Origin of the sequence: Bacillus sp. HNG, assembly GCF_003400205.1 — a bacterium.
Lineage (GTDB): Bacteria > Bacillota > Bacilli > Bacillales > Bacillaceae_L > Ferdinandcohnia.
On record NZ_QUQV01000013.1, the window covers coordinates 49,433 to 66,292 of the forward strand.

Genomic DNA, 16,860 nt, shown 5'->3' on the forward strand with positions numbered 1-16,860 from the left:
AGGAGGGAATTGGATGCTTGAACTGAATCCAGAAGATTTTATATTAAAACCTGCATTAGCCACCATACATTGTGAACCGAACTGGATGTGGAGAAAAAGAGATAACCCCATGCCAAATTATGATTTATTTTATGTATGGAGTGGTGAAGGGACTGTTAGACTAAACAACAAGTCTTATCAAGTGGGGAAAGGTCATTGCTTTTTGTTTAGGCCAGGCGATGAGACGGAAGCGACACATAATCCCCAAAATCCTCTCGTTTTAACCTATATTCATTTTGATATTGCTGAAACCAAAACACCTAGGATGATTCCTTCTTCACATCGAATTCTTGAAAATACAATTAGCTTTGAATCCCTGTTAACACAGTATGTTCGTTTGTTTTTAGTCAATACATTTGGCGCGGAAATTGAAGGAAAGTTAATCTTAAAGCAATTAATGATCCATCTGTTAAGAGATGAACATGATAAAAAAGAAGAAATGGGTAGCGCAAGCAATAGCCTCATGGAAACAATTCGTGAAATTGCCAATTATATTCAGCAACACCCTGGAGAACCACATACAATTGATAGCTTATCTGAACGTGCTAACCTTTCTCAACGATACTTTTCTCAAAAATTTAAAGAAATTATAGGTCATACGGTGAAATCTTATATTGTATATTCTCGGATCAAACGCGCGGAGCATTTACTCCATTTTACTGGAATGTCAGTTACAGAAACGGCATATGCCCTTGGCTACAACGATTTGCACTTTTTTAGTAGACAATTTAAACAATACACTGGTAAAAACCCCTCTGAAATACGTTGAAAATAGAATATACACGGATAGGTTGCTGCGGGATTTGTTAAAGATTCCTAGCAACCTTATTTATTGTGTGAAAATCTAACTCGCCCCTACAAAAAATCCAAATGATTCATCAAAACATCTAAATATAAAAAAACAAAGCAATGGTAGGATAAAAAACAAGGAAAAAACGGTGAATACGAACATTGTTTACTTACTATTTTATAAATGTCTGTCTTTATTACTATCTAAAAAGTACAAATCTTCAGTTAATAAGTCTAAATACATTTATCATGTAATGCCTTAACATTAAAAATAAACAAAGATGCAAAGGAGGATATGAAATGCATCGGACATGGACGCTAGATAAACAAGGGATGTATGATCCTCAATTTGAACATGATGCTTGTGGAATTGCGATGCTCGCCAATATAAACGGGAAGCAAACACACTCCATTGTATCTCAAGCATTAATTGCACTTGAACGGCTTGATCACCGGGGAGGACGCGGTGCTGACAATATATTGGGGGATGGGGCTGGGATCTTAACGCAAATTCCTCATACGTTATTTCAAGCAGAGTGGGAAAAAGCGGGAAAATCTCTAATCGATGCTGGGAAGTATGGTGTTGGAATGTTCTTCCTGCCTCAACGAGAAGATTCGAGAAAACGCTGTGAAGATATCATTGAAAACGTGATGGAAACGGAAGGCTTAAAACTGTTCGGTTGGAGGAATGTCCCAACGAATGATAAAAGTCTACATCAACAGGCCAAAGAAACACAACCGGTGATTCGCCAATTATTTGTGAAATCTCCTTATAGCAAACCAGGAGATATCAGGTTTGAAAGAAAATTATATCAAGTTCGAAGAAAAATAGAAAAAGCGCTTAAAAGTGCGAAGTTCGCAAAGGATGACTCTTATTATATTGTCAGTCTTTCAGCAAGAACCATTATCTACAAGGGTTTATTACTCCCAGAGCAACTGAAAGAATACTATGTTGATTTAAACTGTGAATTATTCGAATCGGCCATGGCGATGGTCCATAATCGCTTCAGTACTAATACTTTCCCTAGTTGGCAAAGGGCACAGCCAAATCGTTATATGATGCATAATGGTGAAATCAATACGATTAACGGAAATGTGAATTGGATGAAGGCAAGAGAAGCGGCATTCAAATCAGATGTAATAGAAGAAATAGAAAGCTTGCTTCCTGTTATTGAAACAGATGGTAGTGATTCAGCAATGTTTGATAACGCATTGGAATTTCTCGTGTTATCAGGGTGGTCATTGCCACATGCGATGATGATGATGATTCCAGAACCGTGGGAAAAAAATCAGGTAATGGATGAACAAAAAAAGGCATTTTATCAGTATCATAGCAGTTTCATGGAGCCGTGGGATGGACCAGCAGCAATGGCTTTTACAGATGGGAAATTAGTTGGAGCGTGTCTTGATCGAAACGGGTTAAGACCCGCACGGATTGTAATAACGGAAGATGATTTTATATGCGTTTCATCTGAAGTAGGGGTTGTTGACATTCCAGAGGAAAAAATCATTTGTAAAGATCGCTTAAAGCCAGGGCAGATGCTTTTAATTGATCTGGAAAGTGGAACCTTACTTGCTGATGAAGAAGTCAAACAAAGGATTATCTCCCAACGACCTTATCAGAAGCTTGTAGAAGAAACCATCGTACCTCTTGAAAGGATTTCTGATGATATGACCCACACCGAGGGTATACCAGACGGGGGAACTCATCGCAAACAGGCGATCTTTGGATATACAAATGAAGAATGGGAGAAAGTTTTAAAGCCGATGGCTTTGAATGGGTATGAACCCATTGGTTCGATGGGCTACGATGCTCCTTTAGCTGTATTATCCAGCACACCTCAGCTGTTATTTAATTATTTCAAGCAGAAATTTGCTCAAGTCACCAATCCACCAATAGATGCCATTCGAGAGGAATTTGTAACCTCTTTAGAAGTGATGTTAGGGTCAAGCGGTAATTTACTTCAACCTACACAAACTAAATATAAAAAAATAAGTCTAAAATCCCCAATTCTACTAGACTCGGAAATGAAAAAAATAAGTAGTCTACAAACAAACGATTGGCGAGCAGCGGTTATTTCAACTTTATTCCCGATTACAGGAAGTTTGAGTGAGGCCATCGTTCAATTATTTCAACGAGTAGATGAGGAGGCTGAAAAAGGGAGTAATATCCTCATTCTTAGTGACCGAAACGTAACTGAACAGTTTGGGGCGATTCCGTCATTGCTTGCGGTATCAGCTGTTCATCATCATTTAATTCAAACCGGCAAGCGAAGTAAAGTGAGTTTAATAGCAGAATCTGGAGAACCGAGAGAGGTACACCATTTTGCAACGCTACTTGGATATGGTGCGAATGCGATATACCCTTATCTTGTTTACGAATCACTTCCTCTATTTGTTGAAGGTCTTTCGATTGAGGATGCATCCAGAAATTATGTGAAATCTATCACAAAGGGAATTATGAAAATCATGTCCAAAATGGGCATTTCAGCTGTTCAAAGTTATATAGGTGCACAAGTTTTCGAAGCTTTAGGGATTAGTCATGAAGTAATTGACCGTTATTTTCCGAATACATCTTCAAAGCTCAGTGGATTGACGATAGATGATCTTGCTAAAGAAGTACGGTTACGCCATGAAGAAGCTTTCCAGTCGAAAGAGGCAGTATTAGAAACAGGATCAGATTTTCAATGGCGGTATGGGGGAGAGACCCATTTATTCCAACCGAAAACCATTCATTTATTACAGCATGCCGTTCGTACAGGAAAATATGAAATCTACAAGGAATATAGCAATCTGTTAAATGAGGAAATCAGTCAGCAGACGACACTTCGTGGATTACTAGAGTTCAATTTTAAAAGGAAACCTGTACCAATCGAGGAAGTTGAACCAATTGAATTGATTTTTAAAAGGTTTAAAACAGGAGCGATGTCATACGGGTCGATTAGCAAAGAGGCTCATGAAGCAATAGCGATTGCGATGAATCGAATTGGTGGAAGGAGTAATAGTGGTGAGGGTGGAGAGGATCCTGAGCGATTTACACCGATGGAGAATGGCGATTCGAAATGTAGCAGTATAAAGCAAGTAGCTTCAGGAAGATTTGGGGTTACGAGTCACTATCTCGTTAATTGTGAAGAAATTCAAATTAAGATGGCCCAAGGAGCAAAACCTGGTGAAGGAGGCCAATTGGCAGGGCATAAAGTAACCCCAGAGGTAGCAAAAACGAGAGGGTCCACTCCGGGAATTGAACTGATATCACCACCGCCTCATCATGATATTTATTCCATTGAAGACTTAGCCCAACTGATTTACGACTTAAAAAATGCAAATCCTAAAGCGAGAATCAATGTGAAACTCGTATCAGAATCAGGTGTTGGCACGATAGCTGCAGGTGTAGCAAAGGCAAAAGCAGATGTGATTTTAATTAGTGGCTATGATGGCGGGACTGGAGCAGCTACCCGTTCAAGTATAAAACATGCTGGTATGCCATGGGAGTTGGGGCTTGCTGAAACTCATCAAACATTAAAGTTGAATGGCTTGAGACATAAAGTAACGTTGGAAACGGATGGGAAAATGATGAGTGGCCGAGATGTAGTTATAGCCGCGCTTCTTGGGGCTGAAGAATATGGCTTTTCAACATTACCACTTGTTTCTCTGGGATGCATCATGATGAGAGTTTGTCATTTGGATACATGCCCAGTTGGGATTGCGACTCAAAACCCACTACTCCGTAAAAATATGATTGGCACAGCAGACCATGTTGTTCATTTGATGCATTTCTTTGCTCAAGAAATTCGTGAATATATGGCTCAATTAGGGTTTAGAACATTGGATGAAATGATCGGGCGCACTGACTTACTAAAACCGACTAAAACAAATCATTGGAAAGCTCAAAAACTTGATTTAACGCCAATTTTATTACATCAACCTACTGATAAAAAGCCAAAAGAGCGGCAGGCTCATGAAATTGATCAAACATTGGACAGTAAGGAGCTCCTGCCTTTATTTCTTAAAGGTTTGAAAAAGGGAAAGCCAATACGCGCAGTGCTCCCTATTCACAATATAAATCGTTCTGTTGGAACTCTACTAGGGAATACCATTTCTAATAGATATGGGGAAGTAGGGTTAAAAGAAGACACAATCAAGCTTCATTTTAAAGGCTCGGCAGGTCAGAGCTTTGGTGCCTTTATACCAAAGGGAACAACGATGACATTAGAGGGAGACGCCAATGATTACGTTGGAAAAGGATTATCAGGTGGGAAAATGGCTATCTTCCCATCGATAAAATCAAATTTCTTAGCGGAACAAAACATGATTATTGGAAATACAGCTTTTTATGGAGCAACAAGTGGAAGAGCATACATTCGAGGGAAGGCTGGGGAGAGATTCTGTGTAAGAAATAGTGGTGCCGATGTTGTTGTCGAAGGAATCGGAGATCATGGTTGTGAGTATATGACAGGCGGTAGCGCACTTATTCTTGGAGAAGTCGGTCAAAACTTTGCAGCAGGAATGTCAGGTGGAGTGGCTTATGTTTTAGTTGGTGAGGTCGAAAAATTCAAGCAACGATGTAATCAAGAACTCGTAATCATTGAATCTTTACAAGACCGAGATGACGTGGACTTTATTAAAGGACAGATCAAACAACATCATCAATATACAAAAAGTGCGGTAGCCGCAGAAATCCTGAATAAATGGGACAGCTACGTATCTCGTTTCGTACGAGTGATTCCCAAAGAATATAAAAGAATTCTTGAAGAATCCAGCCAAAACGAATATTTACAATACAGTTAATCGATTGGGGGTTAGATAGATGGGAAACATAACGGGGTTTATCGACCATCAAAGGAGTTCAGTACTCTATCGCGACCCGTTAGAAAGGGTGAAAGATTGGAAAGAAATTGCTCAGCTCCCCTCTGAAATGGTACTACGCAGTCAGGCTTCTCGTTGTATGGATTGCGCTGTTCCCTTTTGTCAAAATGGTAGTCAGTTAGCGGGTATGACAACCGGATGTCCAATTTATAACTTAATTCCAGAATGGAATGATCTTGTTTATAAAGGAAGATGGAGGGAAGCTTACGAGCGTTTAAGCAGGACGAATCCTTTCCCGGAGTTTACTGGACGTGCTTGTCCTGCCCCTTGTGAGGGTGGATGTGTCGCTTCACTCGCCAATGATTCAGTCACCATCAAAAACATTGAACGTGCCATTATTGATAAAGCATTTGAAGAAGGGTGGGTCAGGCCACAAATTCCTACTCAACGGACAGGTAAAAAAGTAGCCATTATTGGATCAGGGCCTGCTGGACTCTCTTGCGCTTCTATTTTAAATCAACATGGACATACGGTGACTGTTTATGAACGCGCAGATCGGATCGGCGGATTGTTAACATATGGAATCCCTAAGATGAAAATCGAGCAGCATGTGGTTGATCGAAGAATCAAATTGATGCAAGAAGAAGGCATTCAATTTGCTCCCAATATGGAAGTTGGAAAACAAATATCATTAGACCGATTACGAACCGAAAATGATGCAGTAGTCCTTTGTATCGGTTCTACCAGACCTCGGGATTTAAGTGTTCCGGGTAGGGAGCTTGGAGGAATTCACTTTGCTATGGATTATTTACATTTGAATACGAAAAGCCTCCTCGATTCCCAATTTGCTGATGGAAATTTTATCTCTGCAGAAGGGAAAGATGTCATCGTCATTGGGGGTGGGGATACAGCCACAGACTGTGTTTCTACGGCTATAAGACAAAACTGTAACAGTCTTGTACAGTTTGATATTTATCCAATTCGTCCTACTACCCGTGCAATTGATAACCCTTGGCCACAGTATCCCATTATTCATAAGGTGGATACAGGTCAGGAAGAGGCGGCTAGCGTTTTCGGGCATGACCCAAGAGCGTTTGCTACAACAACACTTGAGTTTAGTGCTGATGACAATGGAAATGTAGCAGGTGTGAAGAGTGCGGAAGTTAACACAAACATAAATGAAAAGGGCCAAAAAATAAGAGAAGTAATTCCAGGAACAGAAAAAAATTGGCCAGCCCAATTGGTTTTATTAGCAATTGGCTTTGAAGGACCAGAAGCAGAGATGTTCCACGATACCAATATAACGGTGGATCGTCGCAAAAATATTGCAGTAACCAATAGCAAATATCACACGAATGAAAAAGGTGTTTTTACAGCTGGCGATGCTCGAACGGGTGCAAGTTTGATTGTTTGGGCGATCCAGGAAGGAAAAGAAGCAGCGATGGAGTGCCATGATTTCATCATGAGAAAGATGGCGTAAGAATACGGAGGAAACAGTATGTTGGAAATTGATTATATACAAGATCTATTTGCTGACCGAATAGGTGGACCCCAATTTGGCTTAATAAATGAAATCTATAAATTTGAAAAAATTAAAAGGGCAAAGAAGGTAGCGTTGCAAAGAAATCCTGGGAAAACCTTAATTGACCTTGGTGTCGGTGAACCTGATGCAATGGCTGATGAGAGGGTTGTTAGAAAATTAGAGGAGGAAGCAAAAAAGGTAGAAAATCGCTTTTATGCTGATAATGGAATTCAAGAATTTAAGCAAGCTGCAGCAGCTTATATGAAAGAAGTTTTTGGGGTAGATGGTCTTGATCCTGATACGGAAATCAATCATGCGATTGGCTCAAAATCAGCATTGGCTATGCTTCCAACAGCATTTATCAATCCTGGAGATATAACAATCATGCCTTCACCTAATTACCCGATTTTAGGTACTCATACAGAATATCTAGGTGGGGAAGTCGTACATCTACCACTTTTGGAAGAAAACTCATTTTTTCCAAAACTAGATTCATTGCCTGATCGTGTGTTGAAAAAGGCTAAATTACTTTATTTAAACTATCCAAACAACCCAACAGGTGCTGTTGCAAATCGGACGTTTTTTGAAGAGGTTGTGCAATTTGCTAAAAAACATGAGTTGATCGTGATTCATGATGCTGCTTATGCCGCATTAGTGTTTGATGGAGAAAAACCGCTAAGCTTCTTATCTGTACCTGGGGCGAAAGAGGTTGGAATCGAGCTGCATTCGTTATCGAAATCCTTCAATATGACAGGATGGCGCATTGGTTTTATTGCAGGTAACGCCAAACTTGTTTCTGCATTTGCGGCGGTAAAGGATAATTATGATTCAGGTCAATTTATACCCATTCAAAAAGCAGCAGCCTATGCTTTGTCACAACCTGAAATCACGGAACGAACTTCTGCAAAATATTCACGTCGCCATACTCTTTTTTCTGCGATTTTAAGAGAGTGTGGATTTCATGCAAACAAACCAAAAGGCTCCTTTTTCTTATATACGAAGATTCCTAGAGCAGTAGAAAATGGTCCAGAATTTCAATCTGCAGAAGAGTTTAGCCAATATTTAATAAATGAGCATTTAATTTCGTCTGTTCCATGGGATGATGCCGGTCCGTATGTGCGGTTTTCAGTTACCTTTCAAGCTGATGATATAGATGCAGAACAGCAAATATTTGAAGAGATAAGAGCAAGGCTTAGTAGTTCCAAATTCATCTTTTAAGGGGGAGAAACAGATGAATTTTACTAAAATGCATGGGTTGGGCAATAACTATTGCCTTTTTAATCAATTAGATGATCCGAATAATTTTTTAGAAGAACAAAAATATCCTGAGCTTTCAAGAATGGTTTCTGACGTAAACTTTGGCATTGGTTCCGATGGTATCATTCTGATTTGTCCTTCAGAGATCGCTGATTTTAAAATGAGAATTTTTAATGAAGATGGCTCTGAGGCTAAGAATTGCGGGAATGGCCTACGTTGTGTTGCGAAGTATTTATTCGATCACATGTATGCAACCAGACCTCGCTTTACAATTGAAACCTTGGGTGGTGTTGTTAGCGTTGAGGTAGAGGTGGTAAAGGATCATAAACATTCTGTTCAATATGTAAACGTGGATATGGGGGAACCAAAGTTATTAAAAGGAATGATCCCTATGGAAGGTGACCCATACATGACAGCAATTAATGAACCACATACCTTTGGTGGTGAGAAGTATCATGTAACCAGTGTGTCGATGGGCAATCCACATGCAATCATCTTTGTTGATGATGTGAAGGCAGTCCCGTTAGAAAAAATAGGGCCTGTCATAGAACATGCCGATCTATTCCCAGATCGAGTAAATGTAGGAATCGTTCAAATTATCGGTTCTCAGGAGATTGATTACAGAGTATGGGAAAGAGGTTCTGGAATCACAATGGCTTGTGGCACGGGTGCTTGCGCTGCCGTAGTTGCTGCCACATTGAATCAATTGATTGCTAAGTTTGAGCCAATAACGGTTCATCTGCCTGGAGGAGATTTGACAATAAGGTGGGATGAACAAGGCCATGTTTGGAAAAGAGGAGAAGCTGCTTATATATGTCATGGAGAACTAGAAATATAACATTCTGCTAAATAAATAGAAAAAATGAGGAGTGTTGAGGGATGAACAGAGAGAAAGTAATGGAATTGGTAAAAGAAAACAATGTACGGTACATTCGCTTACAATTTACGGACTTATTTGGAACCATTAAGAATGTCGAAATTCCAGTGAGCCAGTTAGAAAAAGCATTAGACAATAAAATGATGTTTGATGGTTCATCGATTGAAGGTTTCGTACGAATTGAAGAATCAGATATGTATTTATACCCTGACTTAGATACATTTGTTATTTTCCCTTGGACTGCAGAAAAAGGTAAAGTAGCACGATTCATCTGTGATATTTATCATCCAGATGGCACTCCTTTCGAAGGAGATCCTCGTAATAATCTGAAAAGGATTTTAAAGGAAATGGAGGAACTAGGGTTTACCGATTTCAATGTTGGACCAGAACCTGAATTTTTCTTATTCAAGCTTGATGAGAAAGGAGAACCAACCCTAGAATTAAACGATCATGGCGGTTATTTCGACCTTGCGCCAACAGATTTAGGAGAAAACTGTAGACGTGATATTGTGCTAGAACTAGAAGAAATGGGCTTTGAAATTGAGGCTTCCCATCATGAGGTAGCACCAGGTCAACATGAAATTGATTTTAAATATCAATCAGCTCTAAAAGCTTGCGATGATATTCAAACCTTTAAGCTAGTTGTAAAAACAATTGCCCGTAAGCATGGATTGTTAGCAACCTTTATGCCAAAACCATTATTCGGTATTAATGGATCGGGAATGCACTGTAATCTAAGCTTATTCAAAGGACAAGAGAATGCTTTTTATGATCCAAACGGACAATTGGAAATGAGTGATACAGCAAGATGTTTCTTGGCAGGAATATTAAAGCATGCACCAAGTTTTACAGCCATTACAAATCCAACGGTCAATTCTTATAAAAGGTTAGTTCCAGGATATGAGGCTCCTTGTTATGTTGCATGGTCAGCAAGAAACAGAAGTCCACTGATCCGCATTCCGGCTTCACGTGGCTTGAGCACTCGTGTTGAGGTTCGTAGTGTTGACCCTTCTGCAAATCCATATTTAGCGATGGCAGTCTTATTAGCTGCTGGATTAGATGGAGTCAAAAGTAATGTAACAGCTCCTGAACCAGTAGACCGAAACATTTATGTGATGTCGAAAGAGCAACGTGAGGAATATGGCATTACGGATTTGCCAGCCACATTGGCACAGGCGCTTGATTTACTAAAGGTAAATGAAGTGGTCACGAATGCTCTAGGTAGCCATTTATTTGAACATTTTGTAGAAGCTAAAGAAATCGAATGGGATATGTTCCGTACCCAAGTCCACTCTTGGGAGCGCGAGCAATACATGACTCAGTATTAAGGGAATTTCAACCGAGAAAAATCATAAAAGGAAGAGTGATGTTACGTGTGCGGAATAGCAGGATGGGTAGATTGGCATCGTGATTTAACACAACATGTATCTGTCATCGAAAAAATGACAGACACCTTATCTAAGCGTGGTCCAGATGCTTTAAATGTCTGGAGTTCACAGCAAGTGTCACTTGGACATTCACGTCTTACCGTTGTCGATCCTATTGGTGGTACTCAGCCAATGGTAAAGGAAAAAAACGGGCGTGCTTTTAGGATGATCTATAATGGAGAGCTTTATAATACCGAAGATATTCGGAAGGAGTTATTGAAAAGAGGGTACTCTTTTCAATCATACTCCGATACGGAAGTACTGCTCACAGCATATATCGAATGGGAAGAAACATGTGTCGATCATTTAAATGGCATTTTTGCCTTTGCTATTTGGGACCAAGGCAAAGAACAGCTTTTTATCGCAAGAGATCGTCTAGGTGTGAAACCTCTTTTTTACCATCAAGAAAATGGATCTCTTCTATTTGGTTCAGAGATTAAGGCCATACTGGCACACCCAAAGATAAAGGCTGAGGTGGATCGAGAGGGACTTAAAGAAATATTCGGTTTAGGTCCGTCTCGAACTCCAGGTCTTGGTGTATTTCGAGGTATTCATGAACTTCGCCCGGCACATGCCTTGAGATTTAATAAAAATGGTCTTAAACAATGGCGTTATTGGAATGTAGAAAGCAGGGAGCATTCCCAATCCCTAGATGAAACAGTAGAACAAGTTTCATTTCTTGTAAAAGATGCTATCGAACGCCAGTTAGTTGCCGATGTACCTGTTTGCACCTTTTTATCAGGTGGAATTGATTCGAGTGCCATTAGTGCGATTGCTGCTGAGTATTTTAAAAAGGAAGGACGGGGGCAACTACACACGTATTCGATTGATTATGAACAAAATAATCATTATTTTAAAGCCAGTACTTTTCAGCCAGATGAGGATGCACCCTGGATTACGAAAATGGAGCAATATTTAAAAACAAATCATCATGCAGCTGTTATTGATCATGAGAGATTAGTTGATTACTTGGATAAGGCCGTATTGATGCGAGATTTGCCTGGAATGGCTGATGTTGATTCATCACTATTATGGTTTTGTGAACAGATTAAGCAGGATTACACCGTTGCTTTATCAGGAGAATGTGCGGATGAAATTTTCGGTGGCTATCCATGGTTCTATCGAGACGATATTTTACATGCAAACGGATTTCCTTGGATGAGATCACAGGAGGAAAGGCAGCAGCTACTGCTCCCACAATGGCAAAAGAAACTTGATTTAAAAGAATATGTAAGGGAACGGTATAACGAAACAATTGCGGAGGTCCCTCAATTAGTAGGGGAAGCACCGGTTGAAGCACGCCGACGGGAAATGTTCTATCTTAATATGAATTGGTTTATGCCAACATTATTGGAACGAAAAGATCGGATGAGTATGGGTGCCAGTTTAGAAGTGCGCGTTCCATTTGCTGACCATCGCCTTGTTGAATATGCATGGAACATCCCTTGGGAAATGAAAATGCTGAATGGCCGCGAAAAGGGAATCTTACGAAAGGCATTAGAAGGCATTCTTCCACATGATGTTCTATATCGCAAAAAGAGCCCTTATCCAAAAACCCATCATCCCGTTTATATGAAACTAGTTAAGACTAAGTTACAAAACATCATTGACGATACCTCTTCACCCATATTAGAAATCATTTCAAAGCAAAAAGTTAAAGATATCATCGATTCAGACGGCTCTTCTTTCAAAGTCCCTTGGTTTGGTCAGCTTATGACAGGCCCTCAACTTATCGCTCATCTCTCTCAGATTAACACCTGGCTTGAACAATATCATATTAACATTGTAGACAACTAAAAGTGTTCCAGGGGCTTGTCCCCTGTTACATATAGAAAAGAAAAAAGGGAGGAACAAAAAATGGATCATTTGTTTTATTTGAACAGTGTATGGATTATGCTAGGAGCAATTTTAGTGATATTCATGCAAGGTGGATTCATATTACTAGAAACAGGATCGACTCGAATGAAAAATGCGGGTCATATTGCCGGAAAGACTATCTTTTCGTTTGGAATTGCCTCACTTGTTTTTTGGGCTGTAGGATACGGATTTATATTTGGGGGAAATGCAAACTTTCTTGTTGGTATGTCTGACTTCTTCTATTCGGGTAGTGAGGTAGAAGGAAGCCCCTATTCAACGACTGCTTTCTTTGTATTCCAGCTTGCCTTTGCAGGAATCTCTTTAGCCATTGCCTTTGGTGGTTTCGCGGAGAGAGCAAAGCTTTCTGTATATCTAGTATTTGCAGTGCTTTTTTCAGCACTTGTATATCCAGTGATCGCTCATTGGATTTGGGGCGGCGGTTGGTTAGCACAGCATGGAAAACAAGACTTCGCAGGATCTACAGTTGTTCATTTAACGGGCGCAATGGCAGCTTTAGCAGCTACCATTCTATTAAAACCGAGAATTGGCAAATACAACGCCGATGGTACTGCCAATAATTTAAGCGGACATAATCAGGTTTACACAGCTTTAGGTGTTCTCATTTTATTTATTGGTTGGTTTGGATTCAATGCAGGCAGTACGTTAGGCGTAGAGGATGGATTCTTTGCCTTTGTTGCTTTAAATACAGCTTTAGCTGCAGCAGCCGGAGCAATTAGTGCTTTACTTATCTCATGGATTGTATTAGGTAAATCTGATATCCCAACCATGTTGAATGGAACATTAGCTGGACTTGTCGCCATTACAGCATCTTGTGCATTCGTTGAAACATGGGCGTCGGTAGTCATTGGATTTGTAGCGGGAATTATGGTTTTCTATAGTGCTAGATTTTTTGAAAAACAAAAGATTGATGATCCGATTTTCGCTTTATCCGTTCATGGAATCGCGGGTGTATGGGGGACTTTATCAACAGGCTTTTTTGCCACACCAGAATTGGCAACTGTAGGTCAAGCAGGATTATTTTATGGTGGGGGTTTCGCGCAGTTAGGAGTTCAAGCGATGGGAATTGCTGTATCAGCAGTCTATGCATTCGGTGTATCTTATGTCCTCATACTCGTCATGAAAAAGGTATTGAATGGGCTCAGAGTAACAGAAGAACAAGAGGTAATTGGACTGGATTTGAGTGAACATGGTAGTTATGGGTATCCTGAAGCATTTCCAAATATGGAGACAAAAACAGTTGTATTACCCAATGTTTTATCCTCTCCGCCAATAAAGGAGTAGCCGATTTTAATACATTTCAAATAGGTGGGAGTTCATCTCCCACCTGACTTTTTGAGAATATCTAGTACTTTGTATCAACATTTCTGGAAGTGGTAAAGGATGTGGAAAGACATGGATGGGTTCCTTGAATCATATCAATTGATAAAAAATTGGCATGATGTCAATGTGTTAACACATCAAATCAGTACGGAACAGTTACATCTTTCCCATGAGTTTGTCTTAAAAACGGTTTTTGAAATCACATTAAAAGAAATGGCGAAAGATTACGGACCACCGCCATGTGATTTTTCCTGGTTTGTGATGGGCAGTGCGGGAAGATGTGAACAGGCTGTGATTAGTGATCAGGATCATGGCATCCTCTATGAGGAGGCAAGTGAGTCTGCAGCTTCGTATTTTTCTGTTTTTGGAAAAATGCTTGTTTCTGCCCTAGATTATATTGGTTATCCTCAATGCGAAGGAAATGTAATGAGCTCTAATCCATTATGGTGCCAATCGAAGAGAAACTGGGAAATTCAAATCAAAAAGTGGATCCATGATAATACTTGGGAATCGTTAAGATACTTATTAATTTTTTGTGATGCGAGAGTAGTTGTGGGCGATGAGAAGAAGGTGCTGTCATTAAAGAATATCATCCATCAAACAATTGAGAAGCAACCAACTGTTTTGATGAGATTATTCGAGAACACAAAACACACTGTAAAAGGAATTGGTTTGTTTAATCAATTTTTGACAGTGTCGTCGGGCCCATATACTGGCCATATGGATCTGAAAACGACAGCCATTTTTCCTTATGTTAATGCGGTTCGTTTACTATCGATAATCGAAAAAATTGAAACAACATCGACGTTATCTCGAATAGAAGCTCTTTGTATGCGTGATAAGTACACGAAAATAATCGATACGCATCATTCTAACTTTAAGAAACTTATGCATTACCGGTTATTATATGGGGATACAACAAATTATGAGGGTGGACATTATCTCAATATTAAAATGCTAGAGAGGGCAGAAAAGCTTGAGATGAAGCAGATATTGAGAGATGTCGAGAAACTTCAAAGGGTGACAGAAGTGATGGTACAAGGGGTAATAAAAAATGAAAGATAACCCTTTGTTACAATTAATCAAACAGTTTCATGGCAAGCTTTCCTCCAATATTTATACACCATTGATTGGTAAAACCGATCCAAAACATCTCGCTTTTTTAAGAAGTTTAGAAAAAGAGCTAGAGACAGAAAAAAGCTTATTTATTCCCCTACATGAACTCAATGTTGTCGTATTTGATTTCGAAACAACGGGCTTTTTCCCTGAACGAGGCGACCAAATTCTTTCCATTGGTGCAGTGAAAATTGAAAACGGCCAAATGAATGATAGTGAAACCTTTTATTCACTTGTTCAGAATAACGGAAGCCTTTCACCAGATGTTAAGAAATTAACAGGATTAGAGGAATCAGATTTACAAGCGGCTCCAGCCTTGTCTGAAGTCCTTATCCGTTTTTATCAATTCGTTCAAAGTGAAACCCTTGTTGCGCACCATGCTAGTCATGAAAAGAAGTTTCTCCAGCACGCCCATTGGAAAGCATTCAAAAAACCATATAAACATCGAATTGTCGATACATCATTAGTATTCAACATAGTTGTCCCAAATCAAACAATTGTGAGTCTTGATGATTATTGCGCAATATCAGGAATAGAGATTCGAAATCGACATCATGCCCTAGGTGATGCGATCATGACTGCAGAGCTGTGGCAACTTTATATTAACGAGCTTCATAAGGAAGACTGTTATACGTTACAGGACGTGTATGAAAGGTTAGTAAGATTATAAAACCCAGGGAGTTTTATCCTTGTCCTTGGGTTGCTTACCCAAATTTTATTTGATATATTGTCATTATTATAGGACTTATTAAACGTCTTTAAAAAGTTTATTAGAAAGAGGGAATCTAAGATGAATACCAGTCTAAAAACAATGAAGAAGGCCATTCTTTTTGGTATTCGTAAAACTCTTTTAGAACTAGGAAGTGCAACAAAGGTTGAACTAAGGGATAAGTTAGACATTAGTTTTCCAACAATAAGTAAGTTTCTAGCGCAGATGGAGAAGGATGGCGAAATAACTTCGGTGGGTTTGGATGAATCGAGTGGCGGGAGAAGGGCTAAAAGATATTCGTACAACCCAGAGCATATGCTTGGACTCGCCATTTTCTTAGAGAAAACAGAGACCATTTATACCATTTTTAATTGCGTAGGAGAAGTGAGGGAACAAGGAAAAGCTCCTAGTGTACTAGTGGATAATGGTTTAGATTTATTAACAACATACATTAGTACCATCATAACGGAAAATCCTAAAATCAGTTCTTTGGCTATTGGTGTTCCTGGTTCCGTTGATAATGGTCGGATTTTTTATATACCAGATTATGAGCATCTTCAAAATTTTGATTTAAAAGGCTACTTGGAAAACCGTTTCTCAGTACCTGTTGTAATCGAGAACGATATGAATGCGGCAGTCCTTGGTTATCACCATAGCATGGGGAAAAAGGAAAATAAATCACTAGTCTATATATATAGCGGTCATAATGGTCCAGGTGCTGGAATTATGATAAATGGAGATGTGGTACGGGGAAGTACCTTTTTCTCAGGAGAGGTTTCATTCGTCCCACAGTATGATGATCGGAATTTGGGGCAGGCGCTAAAAATGGATAGTGGGTTTAAGAAATCACGAATAAAAGATGACCAGATTGATGCATTTAGCAGATTAATAGCAACATTTGTAGCGATCATTAATCCTCATACAATCATTTTTTGCTTAGATGATGTCGAAAAAGCCATTCTAGATAAAATGGCTAAGAGTAGTTCAAAATATATCCCCTCAGAACATCTTCCAAAACTGACAATTAGCGATTGGAAACAGGATTATTTGTTTGGATTACAAGGTCTTGGAATTGACCTTATGTTGAATGAATCACATATTCGTAAAGGCGAGGTTTAAA

11 protein-coding genes are annotated in these 16,860 nt (G+C 39.4%); all 11 read left to right on the forward strand.

Annotated elements, in window-relative coordinates; translation table 11 throughout:
• The first annotated feature begins 13 nt into the window (after nucleotides 1-13).
• The 11 genes from DZB84_RS19490 (at nucleotide 14) to DZB84_RS19540 (ending at nucleotide 16,859) form a co-directional block, all read left to right on the forward strand.
• Nucleotides 14-808 (forward strand): helix-turn-helix domain-containing protein, encoded by a 795-nt coding sequence (locus tag DZB84_RS19490; protein ID WP_116353986.1) that lies wholly within the window; start codon nucleotides 14-16, stop codon nucleotides 806-808.
• 320 nt (nucleotides 809-1,128) lie between these two features.
• Entirely contained in the window at nucleotides 1,129-5,616 is a 4,488-nt protein-coding gene (gltB, locus tag DZB84_RS19495) for a glutamate synthase large subunit (protein WP_116353987.1), read from the forward strand.
• A gap of 19 nt (nucleotides 5,617-5,635) precedes the next feature.
• Complete coding sequence (locus DZB84_RS19500) at nucleotides 5,636-7,114, forward strand: glutamate synthase subunit beta (protein ID WP_116353988.1); 1,479 nt, start codon at nucleotides 5,636-5,638, stop codon at nucleotides 7,112-7,114.
• Nucleotides 7,115-7,132: 18 nt separating this feature from the next.
• The gene (locus DZB84_RS19505; protein ID WP_116353989.1) at nucleotides 7,133-8,374 is read left to right on the forward strand and encodes an LL-diaminopimelate aminotransferase; all 1,242 of its coding nucleotides are present in this window, start codon (nucleotides 7,133-7,135) and stop codon (nucleotides 8,372-8,374) included.
• A gap of 13 nt (nucleotides 8,375-8,387) precedes the next feature.
• Nucleotides 8,388-9,251 carry a diaminopimelate epimerase gene (gene dapF, locus DZB84_RS19510; RefSeq protein ID WP_116353990.1) on the forward strand — a complete coding sequence of 288 codons (864 nt, stop codon included), beginning with the start codon at nucleotides 8,388-8,390 and terminating at the stop codon, nucleotides 9,249-9,251.
• A gap of 41 nt (nucleotides 9,252-9,292) precedes the next feature.
• Entirely contained in the window at nucleotides 9,293-10,618 is a 1,326-nt protein-coding gene (glnA, locus tag DZB84_RS19515; RefSeq protein ID WP_116353991.1) for a type I glutamate--ammonia ligase, read from the forward strand.
• Between the two features lie 45 nt (nucleotides 10,619-10,663).
• On the forward strand, nucleotides 10,664-12,514 hold the full coding sequence (gene asnB, locus DZB84_RS19520) for an asparagine synthase (glutamine-hydrolyzing) (protein WP_116353992.1): 1,851 nt from the start codon (nucleotides 10,664-10,666) through the stop codon (nucleotides 12,512-12,514).
• A gap of 60 nt (nucleotides 12,515-12,574) precedes the next feature.
• The gene (locus DZB84_RS19525; protein ID WP_116353993.1) at nucleotides 12,575-13,876 is read left to right on the forward strand and encodes an ammonium transporter; all 1,302 of its coding nucleotides are present in this window, start codon (nucleotides 12,575-12,577) and stop codon (nucleotides 13,874-13,876) included.
• 99 nt (nucleotides 13,877-13,975) lie between these two features.
• Nucleotides 13,976-14,980, forward strand: coding sequence for a DUF294 nucleotidyltransferase-like domain-containing protein (locus tag DZB84_RS19530; RefSeq protein WP_223254514.1), 1,005 nt, complete (start codon nucleotides 13,976-13,978; stop codon nucleotides 14,978-14,980).
• Entirely contained in the window at nucleotides 14,970-15,701 is a 732-nt protein-coding gene (locus tag DZB84_RS19535) for an exonuclease domain-containing protein (protein ID WP_116353994.1), read from the forward strand. The genes DZB84_RS19530 and DZB84_RS19535 overlap by 11 nt, the downstream gene beginning before the upstream one ends.
• A 120-nt stretch (nucleotides 15,702-15,821) precedes the next feature.
• Entirely contained in the window at nucleotides 15,822-16,859 is a 1,038-nt protein-coding gene (locus DZB84_RS19540; RefSeq protein WP_116353995.1) for an ROK family transcriptional regulator, read from the forward strand.
• Nucleotide 16,860 lies beyond the last annotated feature (1 nt).

Bases quoted from the DNA above. Each gene is read 5' to 3' on its own strand.
- DZB84_RS19490 (WP_116353986.1), top strand. From the start codon at position 14: ATGCTTGAACTGAATCCAGAAGATTTTATATTAAAACCTGCATTAGCC.
- gltB (WP_116353987.1), top strand. From the start codon at position 1,129: ATGCATCGGACATGGACGCTAGATAAACAAGGGATGTATGATCCTCAA.
- DZB84_RS19500 (WP_116353988.1), top strand. From the start codon at position 5,636: ATGGGAAACATAACGGGGTTTATCGACCATCAAAGGAGTTCAGTACTC.
- DZB84_RS19505 (WP_116353989.1), top strand. From the start codon at position 7,133: ATGTTGGAAATTGATTATATACAAGATCTATTTGCTGACCGAATAGGT.
- dapF (WP_116353990.1), top strand. From the start codon at position 8,388: ATGAATTTTACTAAAATGCATGGGTTGGGCAATAACTATTGCCTTTTT.
- glnA (WP_116353991.1), top strand. From the start codon at position 9,293: ATGAACAGAGAGAAAGTAATGGAATTGGTAAAAGAAAACAATGTACGG.
- DZB84_RS19525 (WP_116353993.1), top strand. From the start codon at position 12,575: ATGGATCATTTGTTTTATTTGAACAGTGTATGGATTATGCTAGGAGCA.
- DZB84_RS19530 (WP_223254514.1), top strand. From the start codon at position 13,976: ATGTGGAAAGACATGGATGGGTTCCTTGAATCATATCAATTGATAAAA.
- DZB84_RS19535 (WP_116353994.1), top strand. From the start codon at position 14,970: ATGAAAGATAACCCTTTGTTACAATTAATCAAACAGTTTCATGGCAAG.
- DZB84_RS19540 (WP_116353995.1), top strand. From the start codon at position 15,822: ATGAATACCAGTCTAAAAACAATGAAGAAGGCCATTCTTTTTGGTATT.